Here is a 13,251-nt window from a genome sequence, read left to right on the forward strand (position 1 = left end):
GGACGCCTCCCTCAGTGGTGTTCAACACCTCCACTATCGCACATCGATGCAGTCGGGGGGCGTCCACCCCATCACCATCACCGGACATCCGTCACAGTGCCTGTGCGAACGCCCGCTATCGCCCCAAGTCGGTCGTTCGCCAGCCAAGTTGCCTTTCCCAATTGCGGACGTTAGGCTTGGGCTACATACATCAGCTATGCCGCCGTCCACGACCGTCATCAGCGATCCGCCCTCGAACCCTAAGGCTTACGAAGTGGAGCTGATTGGTCGGGTTCAGGAACATGGCTGGCAGACGACCTCTGTCGGGTCCGACGATAATGGCGATCCTGCTTTCAGCTATACGACCGGGTTTTGGCTCGCCGTCGAACAGCCGGAAGTAGTCGTGTTCGACTTCCCGCCACAGCTAGCCCACGATGTGTTTGCGCAAATGATCGAGAAATTGCGGGCGGGCCATCGGTTTAGTGTTGGCCAGCCGATCAAGGGCGTTTTGTCTAACAAGGCGGTATACCTCCTTCCGGTGAAGCGAGACGCCGGGGTCAAATATCTACGGTCGAGTGAATGGTTTTACCGAGGGACCGAGTTCCCGACGGTTCAACTCGTGTGGGCCGATGGCGCTGGACGGTTCCCGTGGGAACGTGGCTTCAACGAAGCGCTCGCGAGTCTCCAACCTGACCTGTCGGAACGCGGTTGGATTAAAGAGCTAGAGGAGCCTTTCAACGGCAGCTAATCGAGGTTTGCGCTTGAAAGCTGCCGGTCGCCTCACCATCAATTCCGGCCATTCCTGTCCATGGCTGTCGCGGAAACCCGCTCCGCCGCAGCCGTTCGCGACCTGCTCAATCACGCGCCATTTTCGTTACGTGCGTTTCGCGATATCTCAATGCAACAGGAACGCACCGACCGCCTCCTCGAACGCTACCGGTTGATCGAGCATCACGAAATGCCCGGCCTCGCCGATATCGACGAAGGTGACATGCGGCGTGTCCTTGTACGCTCCGCGATACAGGGCATCCGCCTGCGGCTTGGTGGGTCCGCCGACAGACCAGGGATAGACCAGCGTGATCGGCGTCGCGATCGTCTTCATTACCGGGCGCAGGTCGCTGGTCATGTCCTCGTACATCGCAGCGCCGGACACGCGCGGATCGGCGGCCTTGGCCCAGCTCGACACCAGCGCACGCGCGACCGGCTTTAAGGCCAGCCGATCCGCAATCGCCTGCGCGGCCGCGTCGCTGACAGGTTTGCCATAGCTGGCCACTTGCACGTCGCGCATCGCCCTGGCCTGCGGCTCGACCATGGCGACCGTCGCGGCGGGCGAAAAGAGCGTGCCGATGAAAGGCAGTGCGTCGACGATCATGATCCGGCCGGGATCGGCCCGATGCTTTTCCGCCAACTTGAGCGCGACGAGCCCGCCCATCGAATGCCCGACGATCGCGGTGCCGGTGATCGTCTCGCGCGCGATCAGCGTATGGAGGTCCTCGACGATGCCGTCGAGTATGCCAGGCGACAGGTTCGCACCCGGGGCATCGCCGGCAAAACCGTTGACCTGCACCAGGTAGACGCGGTGGTTCCTGGCAAGACCGGGTACCACGCCGTCCCAAATGGTTCGGGGGCTCGACAGGCCGGGGATCAGGATGACGGGCGTGCCCTTGCCGATGGAAACCACGGAAATGTGGGGCATCTGCATGATCGGGGTGGATGCAGCGGCCTGGGTTGCAACGGGAAGGAACGCGCTGCCGAGAGCCATGGCGGATGCAGCGATGCGCAAACCGAGGTGTCGGATCATGTTATTGCTCCTTTGTAGGGCTGACGAAGACGTCTTCGATGGCGAGGTCGAACAGTTCGGCGAGCTTGAAAGCGAGCGGAAGCGATGGGTCATAGCGGCCGGTCTCGATCGCATTGACACTCTGCCGGCTCACTTCCAGCAGATCGGCGAGATGTTGTTGCGACCATCCGCGAGCCGCACGTAGCGCACGCAGGTGATTGATCACGACCGCTGACGCTCGATCAGCATGTTGGCGCACTGTCCGACACCCAGTGATCCGAACCACAGCACAGGCACGTAGAAGAGCGGCAGATGGGGCGCGCCACCCAGCATCTCGAGGAACCCCAGAATGGATACGACGGTCATGGTCACGCCGGTCGCGATCATCGCCTTGCGCACCTCGAGAAGCCGTAGATATTCGTCGTGCATGTCGAGGATCATGGCGCCGATCAGCCAGAAGACGGCCGCGATCGGCAGGCCGGGCAGTGCCGCCAGCACCCAGCGGGCAGGGCCGTCCATCGCATCGAGGGGGAAGCCGCGCTGCACGCCGATCAGCAAGACGATGTAGCTGAGCATCGCGACGATCATCCGCCGGTTATAGCGCCTGGTCGCGGGGTCTCGGTAGCGGACGGTTGCGCCGTTGGTAGTCATGGTGAAGCCCCTTCGATTCGTTGTGAAGGAAGCTTGTCATGGAAAGTACGCTTTACGTCAAGTAGGCTTTCCACAGCTTGTAGCTGCGCCTTCACCAATAGCGCGCGAATGTCCGTGTCTGGGTCAGGCCGCTGAGGTGCGCGGTAAGGCGGGTATCGACCAGAGCCGGTCGTTCATAAGGGCCATCGAGCCTGCTCGAACGCGCAGATTGACCGCCGATGGGTGAAGTCGCTGGTGCCCGCGATTGTCGCGGCGTCGGAATGCCTGGCGACGAGCCCGCGGCGCGCTGCGCTGTCGGGCACGAGCAGGATAAAGGCTGTGCGAGCCGCCTGGCGACGAAGTCGCGCGCGAGCGCGATAAAGGCTTGTCGCTGCAAAGTAACCCGTTCTGCCTTCATGATGCAGGGCTTACGGGCTACGGATAATGGACGGATCAGGGTCTGTCTCATAGCCAGGGTCAGTGGCAGATAAGCCGCGCGACGCTGGAAACTTGTCCAGATCCATCACGGCCTATCTGCCCACCAACGTAGCTTACGTCGCTTGGTTCGACGACACAGGCTTGGCCGTGACGTCAAAGCGGTCGGCGTTCATGACCTTGACCCAGGCACGGATGAAGTCGCGCACGAACTTCTTCTCGTGACCGTTCTCGGCATAGACCTCGGCCGTCGCGCGCAATTGCGAGTTCGAGCCGAAGATCAGGTCGGTGCGCGTCGCCTGCCACTTCTTCTCGCGACCGCCACGATCATAGCCGATGAACTTTTCGTCGCTCGACGTATCGACCAGATCCCAGAACGTGTCGTTGTCGAGCAGGTTGACGAAGAAGTCGTTCGTCAGCTGCCCCGGACGGTTGGTCAGTACGCCATCGGGCGCATCACCGAAGTTGGCGCCGAGCACGCGCAGGCCACCGACCAGTACCGTCATCTCCGGGGCGGACAAGCCGAGCAGCGAGGCCTTGTCGAGCAGCAGCTCCTCGGTCTTCACCGGGTGACGCGTCTTCAGGTAGTTGCGGAACCCGTCGGCCTGCGGCTCCATCCACACGAAGCTCTCGACATCGGTCCAGTCCTGCGTCGCGTCGCCGCGGCCGCCGAGGAACGGGACCGTCACGTCGTGACCTGCATCGCGCGCTGCCTTCTCGACCGCTGCCGAACCCGCCAGCACGATGGCGTCGGCGAGCGACATGCTGCCCCGCAACGCGTTCAGCTTGGCCAATACCTGGCTGAGCTGCTCGGGCTCGTTGACCGGCCAGTCCTTCTGCGGCGCGAGCGCGATCCGTGCGCCGTTTGCACCACCGCGATGGTCCGACCGGCGATAGCTCGATGCCGACGCCCAGGCCGTCTTGACCAGCTGGCCGATCGTCAGCCCGCTCGCCAGCACGGCATCCTTGAACGCCGCGACGTCGGCGTCCGACGGGGCGGTGCCCTCGGGAACGGGATCCTGCCAGATCAACGTCTCTTCGGGAACCTCGGGTCCGAGATAGCGGACCCTGGGCCCCATGTCGCGGTGCGTCAGCTTGAACCAGGCGCGCGCGAACGCATCGTCAAGCGCGGACTGGTCGTCGCGGAACCGGAGCGCGATCTCGCGGAACTCGGGGTCGACCTTCAGCGCCATGTCGGCCGTGGTCATCATCGTCGGCACGCGCTTGTTGGGGTCGCGTGCGTCGGGTGCCATGTCCTCCGGCTCGGGGTTGACCGGCTGCCACTGCTTCGCACCGGCCGGGCTCTCGGTCAGCTCATACTCGTACTTGAACAGCAGACGCAGATAGTCGCCGGTCCACTTGGTCGGGTTGTTCGACCATGCGCCCTCGATCCCCGAGGTCGTGATATGGCCCTGGCCGATCTCCTCGCTGTCGGTCAGCCAGCCGAGGCCCTGCATATGAACCGACTCCGAGGACGGGCTCTTGAAATGCGGCGCGGGCTTGGCACCGTGCGCCTTGCCAAAGGCGTGGCCGCCCGCGGTCAGCGCAACGGTTTCCTCGGAGTTCATCGCCATCCGCTGGAACGTCGCCTTCATGTCGCGCGCGGACTTGAGCGCGTCGGGCTCACCGCCCGGGCCCTCGGGGTTGACGTAGATGAGGCCCATCTGGATTGCGGCCAGCGGCCCTTCGAGCTCGGGCATGTCCTCGCTGATGCGCGTCTGCGCACCCTCGTTGACCCAGAGTTCCTCTGCGCCCCAGAAGGTATCGCCCTCGGACGCAAAGACGTCCTTGCGGCCGCCGGCGAAGCCGAACACCGGGCCACCCATGCTCTCGATCGCGACGTTGCCGGCTAGGATGAAGAGGTCGGCCCAGCTGATGTTCTTGCCGTATTTCTGCTTGAGCGGCCACAACAGGCGACGCGCCTTATCGAGGTTGCCGTTGTCTGGCCATGAGTTGAGCGGCTCGAACCGCTGCTGGCCCGACGACGACCCGCCGCGGCCGTCGGTCACCCGGTAGGTACCAGCGGCGTGCCATGCCATGCGAATCATGAACGGCCCATAATGGCCATAGTCGGCAGGCCACCAGGCCTTGCTGTCGGTCATCAGCGCCGTCAGGTCCGCCTTGAGCGCGGCATAGTCGAGCTGCTTGAACGACTCGGCATAGTCGAACTCCTCGCCCATCGGGTCGGGAGAGACGCCGTGCTGATGCAGCATGTCGATCGGCAGCGCATCGGGCCACCAATCCTTGTTCGTGCGACCCAGCAGCGAGCGGGCCTTAACCTCGCCGCCACCCTGGGGGCCCATCGGGCAACCGCTTGCCTTAGGCTGTTCGTAATCGGCCATCTTGGCGTCCTCTCTCAATGAGTTTTACCATCGTGCTGGCAAGATGCCGGATCCACCGTAGATTTGTCCAATCGATTATTCGGGAGAGAGCCATCATCTAAGTCGATCACAGGCCGGAAGTTTGACCCCTGTGAGTCAGTCACAACGAACGTTGCGTTCGCGCAACGCGTTGCATCCCAATCGATCGTTCAAGTTCACCAGCGCTATGCATCGTTAATCGCGGCAGCGTGAGACCAGAGGAGCCTGGGGGTTGTAAGGTCAGCCTGACGTGCAACATGATGCCGATGCGCCTCATTCTTCCTCTGCTCATCGTCCTTGCCGCCTGCGACGGACCAGCATCGTCGGCGGGTTCAACTACCCCGAACCCAGATGTGAGTTCGCGCACGGAAGGGCTCGATGCCGCGTTGATGCGCGACATGCAGGTCAGGGCATCCGCGCTCCCGCGACTTCGTTCGCTCCTTGTCCTTCGCGACGGACAGACGCTGACGGCGCGTGTATTCAACGACGGTCCTCCGCTCGACCGGCCGGTCAACATAAAGTCAGCGTCGAAGTCTGTGATGTCCGCACTGGTCGGCATCGCCGTGCAACGCGGTGTCTTCGACGGCGTCGACCAGCCGGTGCTGCCGTTACTCAAGCGTGACGCGCCGGCGGACCCCGACCCACGACTGGCCAGGGTGACCATCGGCAACCTCCTGTCGATGCAAGCCGGGCTCGAGCGAACTTCGGGCGAGAATTACGGCCGCTGGGTATCCAGCCCCAATTGGGTACGCTTCGCGCTCGCCCGTCCGTTCGTCGCCGATCCGGGTACGGCGATGCTCTACTCCACCGGATCTACCCATCTGCTCTCGGCGATGCTGACGCGGGCGACCGGGAAGAGCACGCTTGCCAACGCGCGCGAATGGCTTGGTGAGCCGCTTGGGATCGCGATCCCGGCCTGGCCGGGTGACCCGCAGGGCATCTACTTTGGTGGCAACGAAATGAAACTCTCACCGCGCGCGCTTGCCCGGTTCGGCGAGCTCTATCGGCTAGGTGGGATTGCCGATGGTCGGCGCATCCTCCCCGCTCAATGGATCGAGCAAAGCTGGACACCGCGCGCCGTCTCACCGTGGAGCGGGAAGGAATATGGCTATGGCTGGTTCCTCACCGAGATGCGGGGGCATCCCGTGCGGTTCGCCTGGGGCTATGGGGGCCAGATGGTCTATGTCATCCCCGATCTGAGACTGACGGTCGTCATGACGTCGGACCCGAATGGCGCGCGAGACACAGGCCATATCGATGCGCTGCATAGCATCGTGGAGAACGCGGTCGTGCCCGCTGCCGAGCGGGGCGCATCGTGAGATATATGCCGGATGGGCTACGGTAGCATTCCACAGCCAGTCGAAGTTTGATGAGGTCGTGAGATGCAAAATGACGGGACAGCCCCTCCAGCGCGACCGCGTCTTCGCCCGCCAGATCTAGAGGCCAGCGCCTCGGGCAGGGGCTACTGAGCACTGATCATACGCTCGCCGGGAAGCAGCGGGTGATCGCCGGTCGACGTTCGGATCCTTCCGCAATCACGCTATTTTTTGCCGAGGCACGGCAGCTGCTCGGTGGCATCGACCTGTGGTTCGACCGCGAAGGCGCTGGCGTGCTCGGACCGCAACTGAAAAAGCCTTCACCACAGTCGTGGAGCTTTATGTCGCTTGTGCGTTGGTCACCGACAGCACTGAGAGGTTGCCATGACTGACGACAGCACGCCGAAGCCTAACGAAAATGTCCGGGTAAAATCCAGGGATGCAAACCCTGTCGAGGACGGTTTCGGCAAAGGGGACGGGTATTCGGGCGACGAGTACGATAGCGTGAACCACGCCGCCGAGCGGCATCTGCAGAACAGGGACCGTGCGCCTGGTGCTGACCCAGCCGATACGGCTGACGGCAGGGACATTCCGCCCGAGGCTGGCAAGCGCGCATATATCGACAACAAGACCGGTGAAGTCCACGGCAGTGGAGCGGGCGCGGGTGGTGGCAATCCGGGGGAGGATATCGACCTCGACACGTCGCGGAGCGGACCTGAAGAATAGGTCGTAGACGCAGAGCCATGATCTCGACGCGCAGAAACGGGTCGAGATCTTGGTTAGGGGGCTATCGGCGTGATCGCCCTGCCGACTTACCCGCCAAGGTTCCTAATCGGGGAGTTCCTGGAAGAGATGCACAGCGCCGGATCATCGTCACGCTAGCCCCGCTTTGCCAGCAAGCCCTCCGCCATCAGCCGGAACGCGGCGATCGCCTGCGGTAGGGCAGTTTGCGGCGTCTCGCTGGAGGAAACCCAAAGCGCGGCATTGAACGCCGCACCGCTCAGGAGGCGTGACGCGGCTTCGACATTGACCGTCTGCATGACCCCCTCGGCGATCAGTTTGGCGACCGCCTGCTCGGTGACGGCAAGGCACGCATTCTGGCTCGGCCATGTCGCGGGGTCGCCCAGGAAGGCCGGGCCGTCCAGCAGCACAATCCGTCGGACCTCCGGATCGAGCGCCATTTCGATATAGGCCTCGCCTTCGGCGATCAGGCGCTCCCAACCGGTCGCCGCATCGGACCCCGCGCGTTGCGCGCGTGCCGCCATCTCGCCGTCGACTTGCGCAACGACGGCAGCCAGCAGACCCTTCTTGTCGCCAAAGCCGTGATAGAGCGCACCCCGGGTCAGTCCGACCTCTGCAGTCAGATCGTCCATCGACGCGCCTGCGAAACCCGAAGCGGCAAACGCCCTGCGTGCCGCACCGATGAGCTTGGCGCGGTTTTCTTCCATCGTTTCAACGCGGCGTTTCGCTGCCAATTGAATACCCTTTCACATACGCTGCGTATATCAATTGACGCAGCGTCTGATTGATGTTTTCATATACGCGGCGTATCCGGATTATCCAGCTATGTCTAAAGGTCGAGCGGCCAGAGGCTGCTTTTGTTGCCCCCAATACCCGAAGGAATGATAGCATGGTCCAGCGCGAAGCAGTGTTTCCTGCCAACCGGCACGCGCTCTACGACGCCCACGGCTATTCGGCCGCGATACGGTCGGACACTCTTCTGTTCGTCTCGGGGCAGGTCGGCAGCTGCGAGGATGGTTCGCCCGAACCCGACTTCGAGGCGCAGGTTCGCCTTGCGTTTGCCAATCTGGAAGCCACCCTGCTGGCCGCGGGATGCGGGTTTGACGACATTGTGGACGTCACGACGTTCCACACCGATCCCGAGCGGCAGTTCGACACGATCATGGCCGTCAAGCGTGAGTTCTTCGAACGCAAACCTTATCCGGCCTGGACGGCTCTCGGGGTCAATTGGCTTGCGGGGTTCGATTTCGAAATCAAGGTGATCGCTCGCATTCCGACGCACGAGTGATCGACGGGGATAAGGGACCCCAGGGAAATGGCCGTTAGACAATTGCCTGAGCGGGAAGCCGGGCTGAGGTCTGAAGATGCCGGACCGCGGGGGTTACGATCGAATGACGAGATCGTTATAGGTCCGTAATGAAAATTGCTGTGATTTCGGACATCCACGGGAATGTCGCGGCGCTTGATGCAGTTCTCGCCGATATCACCTCTCGGCGAGTCGGCCAGATCGTGAACCTCGGGGACATCTGCTCGGGGGGCCTATTCCCGCGTGAAACGGCCGACCGACTGATGCCTCTGCGATTGCCGACGATACGCGGGAATCACGAACGTCAGCTTATGGAACAGCCTCCTGAGCGGATGGGATTGTCCGATCGCCACGCCTTCGACCAGCTGGGCGCTGAACAGCTTGCGTGGCTAGCAGCGTTGCCCACGACCATGCGCCTGTCCAGGGATGTGCTGCTGGTTCATGGCACGCCGGACAGCGACCTGACCTACTTTCTCGAGACGGTGACAGAGGAGGGGCTTCGTGAGGCCACGCGCGAGGAAGTCCAACACCGTGCGGGACCTACAGATGTGGCTGTGATCCTCTGCGGCCATACGCATATCCAACGAGTGATGACGCTCGACGACGGGCGCATGATCATGAACCCAGGAAGCGTCGGTCTTCCGGCATATGCCGATGATCGACCCCACGCTCACCGCGCAGAAAGCGGATCGCCGCACGCACGCTACGCCGTCTTGTCCAACGAGGGTGCTGGCTGGATGGCAGAGCTTCTATCCGTCGATTATGACTGGGAACAGGCTGCCCGTGACGCCGAGGCGAATGCTCGTACCGACTGTTCCGGAGCTTTACGGACCGGTCGGGTCTAGCGCGGAATATCTTATTTCTCGATGCGAAACGGGTTTCGGGTAGCCGTGTGGATCCTGGGAATTCGATCGTGTTCGGAAAAGGCGGTGCCGCGCTATGTCTTCTATAGCAATCGGCGTCTCGCGCAGCGGTGCTGTCGTCGGCGCATTCAGCATCTGCGGGCGGTAGCGGGGCGCTACTGTCAGCCTGTCAGGAGAGCGAGCCGCTGCGTCGCGCAGGTTGCTCTTCGAGCAACGCCCGGGGGCAGGTTGGGACGACAACGAGCAGGCCGCGTCAGGAGGTAACGGCGACGACATTGTCGTCGCCATTCCGGTCCACATACATGTTGTACGAATCGATCCCGGCAAAGGCCGGCTTCTTCCGTGTCACGATACGGATGGTCTGTACGCCCGAGACGATCGGTCGACGGACCTTCGCGATCACGTCCGTCGCTGCGAAGCTCCCGAAGCCGGGGCGCTGGTCGAAGACGCCGACGTCGATCGTATCGGCAAGCGGCGATGCCTTTTCGACGCCGGTTCCGTTCGCGTAGAATTTGGCGGCGTCGATCGTCAGCACGGTTTCGAAATGACCGTCGGGCAGCTTATGCGTGACCGCACTGGTGGTTTTCAGGTCGTACACCGTGATGCGATCCAGCAGGTCGAGCACGAGTTGACGTTCGCCGGGCGTGCGGGCCAGCGACAGGAAGCCCGCTACCAGATCGAGCGAACGTGGATAGGGCTTTCCCTTGAAACGATAGCGGGCGAGCAGACCGCGCAGCATGGCGTTAACGCGCGCTTCTCCGAGACGGTCCTGCAACAGGTACATGACCAGCGAACCCTTGCGGTAATGGATATAGCCCTGGTTCTCGACCCGATCGAGCGGCACTTCCTCTACCACGTCGCCGCCGCGCGACCGCAGGTAGCTGTCGAGTTCGTATTTCAGAAAACGACGGATCTTGTCCTCGCCATATTGGTGCTTCATCACCATCAGCGCGGAATATTGCGCCATGGTCTCGACCAGCATCGACCCGCCCTGCATGTCGGCGCTGACCAGTTGATGGCCCCAATATTGATGCCCCAGTTCGTGCGCGGTGACGTAGCTGACATAGTCGATCTTGTGGGGATCGCGCGTGTCGGCGACGAAGCCGATGCGCTCCGAATAGGGGATCGTGCCCGCGAACGCCTGCGCGTAGCTCGCATAGCCAGGGAATTCGAGAATGCGCGCATAGTCGAATTGATAAGGTCCAAAATTCGCGCGGTAATAGGCGAGCGAGCGCTGCATCGCGTTGAGCATGCGGTCGACGTTGAACGCATGGTGCGGGTCGTAGAACACCGTCAGATGCGTGCCGTCGACGGTCCGCGAGCGTTCGGCATAGGCGGCGGACTGGACGGAGAAGAAGGCGAGGATCGGCGCGGTCGATACGAACCTCGCGGTTCTGCGCCCTCCCGCGGTCGTGTCGGCAACCTTGCGGCCCGGCGCCACCGGGACCTGGCCGGCGATCGTCGAGACGGTGATGTCGGAGCGGACCCACGGCGCATTGTTGATCAGATTGCGCGCCTGCGCCGAACGATCCTCTAGCTTCGCAGGGCGCAGCACCGGCGTCAGGCCGTATTTGCGCCGCTTCGCGCGGTCCTGCAGCAGGCCGTTCTGCCGCATGCCGATCTGTGGCGCGAATTCGTCGTTCTGCAGGAACGTCCCGTTGCCGACGACGCGCGTGTCGTCGTTGTTGGCGACCAGCCCACGCTGCCACCGCGTCGCCTGGAACGCCATGGTGCCGCGTGCGCCGGGCGCGAGCGGCGTCGCGAACCGGTAGATGCGGTAGTGAAGATCGCGGTCGTCCATCACCAGTCGCGCGCCGGGAATGACGATTTTGCCCAGCTGCGTCTGGTCGTCCATCAGCCGGACGTGCAGGTCGGACAGGGGGGCGCCGGTATCGTTGACGAAGGCATAGGTGCCGCTCGACTCCATCCGACGCTGATCGGGATAGAGCGCGACGTTGAGGCGCATGTCGGTGACCGAGGGCTGCTTCAGCGTGGCGTATCGGAGATATTTCTTCTCGTATTGAGCCAGTCGGGCCTCGCCATCCTGTGTGGTACGATAGCGGTTGATGACGTTCATGTCGTGATACAGATACGCACCGCTCGCCGCCGTCGCGAACAGCGCTCCGGCCAGCACGACACCGGGCGTTCCGAGCAACCGCCGGGGTAGCTGGGCGAGACGCACGCGGAGCCGGGTCTCCGTGCCGCGCCGCCAGAGCAGGTGCGCGACAACGCACAATGCCAGCGCGACCGAGCCCCAATACAGCCGGAGCCACCATGCGCGCGGTCCGCCGATTTGCGCCCCGTTCATGTCCGACAGCTGCACCGTGCCGGTGCTGCCATATTGATAGAGCGGGTGTTCGAATCCCATGTTGGTCAGCGTGATCGTGCCGACGAGATAGACGACCATGATCGCCCATCCGACATATTTGTTGGGGCTGAGCGCCTGTACCACGACCGCCAGGATCGCGAGGATAACCGCGTCCGCTGTCATCGGCAGCACCCACCAGGCGAGATACTGACCAAGCGCGAGGTCGGTCTGCCCGCGTGCGAGCTGGACGACGCACGCGGTCAGCGCCGCCATCACCGCGGTCGCGAACAGGACGCCGGTGATCGCGAGCACCTTCGGCACCAGATAGGCCCAGTTGGGCAGCGAGGTTGCATCAACGATCTCGTGCATCCCGCGTTCGCGGTCGCGCCACACCAGTTCGCCCGAATAATAGATCGCGATGATCAGCGGGATGATGCTGAACGTCCCCTCCAGCGTGGCGATCACGGCGAACGTCAGCTGGCGGATCGGCGCACCGAACATCTCGTTGGCGAACAGCATCCCCCCCAGCGTGTTGAACAACCCGATCAGCATCAACACGACGAACGCCGGGCTGCGGAACACCAACGCCATCTCGAACCGGCACCGCGCGGACATCCGCGTCCAGTTCGCTTCGGACGGTCTGGCAGCGGGCAAGCGATCGACCGTGAGCGGTGGGGTCGCGGCAAGCTTCGTCGTCGCGCGCTGCTGCTTGCGCAGTCTGCGCTTGGACACGCCGCGTTCGGCAAACGAGAAGCGTGCATAGGCGATGGCCATCGCCACCAGCCCGACGCCGATCGTGATCACGCGGTTCCACAGCAGCACCCCGGCAAAGGCAGGCAGCCCGTTATTGGCCTCGCTCGCGGTCCAATAGCGCGTCGTGGTGCTGAGCGCGCCGATGCCGAAGAGCTCGAAATAGCTTCCCGTCGCACGCCATTCCGGCTTGAAGCGCAGGATCGAGTTCAGCGCCAGATACAGCATCAGGAACACGACGACGCCGAGATAGGAATACATCATCGACCGCGTCATCGTCGCCACCGCGAAGAAGATCGCCGCGGTCAGGAAGACGTTGGGCAGTGCCAGCAGGAAATACGCATAGGCGAAGTCGTGCAGCCGGTTCGGTCCTAGCGTCTCCTGATCGACCCACGGCATCAGCGAGCCAAGCCAGATTGCCAGCGGGATCGCGGCGAACGCCAGCGCCGCCGCGGCGAATGCGCCAAGGAAGCGCGCCATCAGATAGTCGAACTTGGCGACGCGGGTCGATCGCACCATCGGTCCGAACCCGCTCTCGTCGTCGCGAACGATCACGTTCGCGACGAACGCGGTGGTCACGAACATGAAGAAGATCGACATGATCTGATGGACCTGCGCCACCGCCATCGGCGCATTCTTGTGGATGTTGGCGCCGCTGCCGATCTTGATCTGGTCGATCGTCATCGAGCCGAAGGTCAGCAGGAAAAACAGGATCGCGACGGTCCAGAAGACCGGGTTGCGCAGTTGATAGCGAAGCTCGAAGCGGGCGATCTGGCCGAACAT

General features: G+C 63.0%; 11 protein-coding genes. 5 read left to right on the top strand and 6 right to left on the bottom strand.

Features of this window, described 5'->3' with window-relative positions; all coding sequences use genetic code 11:
- Nucleotides 1-727 (top strand): DUF4262 domain-containing protein (locus AC0CH3_RS12340; RefSeq protein ID WP_465237948.1); only part of this gene is annotated, 727 nt, incomplete at its 5' end.
- A 147-nt stretch (nt 728-874) separates the two neighbouring features.
- On the opposite strand, the gene AC0CH3_RS12345 is transcribed toward AC0CH3_RS12340, so the two are convergent.
- From AC0CH3_RS12345 to katG, 4 genes are all read right to left on the bottom strand, one after another.
- The gene (locus tag AC0CH3_RS12345; protein ID WP_354299524.1) at nt 875-1,780 is read right to left on the bottom strand and encodes an alpha/beta fold hydrolase; all 906 of its coding nucleotides are present in this window, start codon (nt 1,778-1,780) and stop codon (nt 875-877) included.
- Nucleotide 1,781: 1 nt separating this feature from the next.
- Nucleotides 1,782-1,985: a helix-turn-helix transcriptional regulator gene (locus tag AC0CH3_RS12350; RefSeq protein WP_354299526.1), complete on the bottom strand. Its 204-nt coding sequence runs from the start codon at nt 1,983-1,985 to the stop codon at nt 1,782-1,784.
- Complete coding sequence (locus tag AC0CH3_RS12355) at nt 1,982-2,410, bottom strand: hypothetical protein (RefSeq protein WP_354299528.1); 429 nt, start codon at nt 2,408-2,410, stop codon at nt 1,982-1,984. Before AC0CH3_RS12355 ends, AC0CH3_RS12350 begins: the two co-directional genes overlap by 4 nt.
- 530 nt (nt 2,411-2,940) lie before the next feature.
- Nucleotides 2,941-5,166 carry a catalase/peroxidase HPI gene (gene katG, locus AC0CH3_RS12360; RefSeq protein WP_465237949.1) on the bottom strand — a complete coding sequence of 742 codons (2,226 nt, stop codon included), beginning with the start codon at nt 5,164-5,166 and terminating at the stop codon, nt 2,941-2,943.
- A gap of 275 nt (nt 5,167-5,441) precedes the next feature.
- Here katG and AC0CH3_RS12365 point away from each other — a divergent pair, with 275 nt between their 5' ends.
- Both AC0CH3_RS12365 and AC0CH3_RS12370 read left to right on the top strand, forming a co-directional pair.
- Nucleotides 5,442-6,503 carry a serine hydrolase domain-containing protein gene (locus tag AC0CH3_RS12365; RefSeq protein ID WP_354299530.1) on the top strand — a complete coding sequence of 354 codons (1,062 nt, stop codon included), beginning with the start codon at nt 5,442-5,444 and terminating at the stop codon, nt 6,501-6,503.
- Between the two features lie 381 nt (nt 6,504-6,884).
- Nucleotides 6,885-7,226, top strand: coding sequence for a hypothetical protein (locus AC0CH3_RS12370; RefSeq protein WP_354299531.1), 342 nt, complete (start codon nt 6,885-6,887; stop codon nt 7,224-7,226).
- 152 nt (nt 7,227-7,378) lie between these two features.
- Here the strand turns inward: AC0CH3_RS12370 and AC0CH3_RS12375 are convergent, their stop codons facing one another.
- Nucleotides 7,379-7,975, bottom strand: a complete 597-nt coding sequence (locus AC0CH3_RS12375; RefSeq protein WP_354299533.1) for a TetR/AcrR family transcriptional regulator — start codon at nt 7,973-7,975, stop codon at nt 7,379-7,381.
- 155 nt (nt 7,976-8,130) lie between these two features.
- Between AC0CH3_RS12375 and AC0CH3_RS12380 the strand changes: the two genes are divergently transcribed.
- Both AC0CH3_RS12380 and AC0CH3_RS12385 read left to right on the top strand, forming a co-directional pair.
- Entirely contained in the window at nt 8,131-8,529 is a 399-nt protein-coding gene (locus tag AC0CH3_RS12380; RefSeq protein ID WP_354299535.1) for a RidA family protein, read from the top strand.
- A 128-nt stretch (nt 8,530-8,657) separates the two neighbouring features.
- Nucleotides 8,658-9,392, top strand: coding sequence for a metallophosphoesterase family protein (locus tag AC0CH3_RS12385; RefSeq protein WP_465237950.1), 735 nt, complete (start codon nt 8,658-8,660; stop codon nt 9,390-9,392).
- A gap of 271 nt (nt 9,393-9,663) precedes the next feature.
- On the opposite strand, the gene AC0CH3_RS12390 is transcribed toward AC0CH3_RS12385, so the two are convergent.
- Nucleotides 9,664-13,251 (bottom strand): ABC transporter permease/M1 family aminopeptidase, encoded by a 3,588-nt coding sequence (locus tag AC0CH3_RS12390; protein ID WP_354299538.1) that lies wholly within the window; start codon nt 13,249-13,251, stop codon nt 9,664-9,666.

The organism is Sphingomonas sp. AC449 (assembly GCF_979253475.1).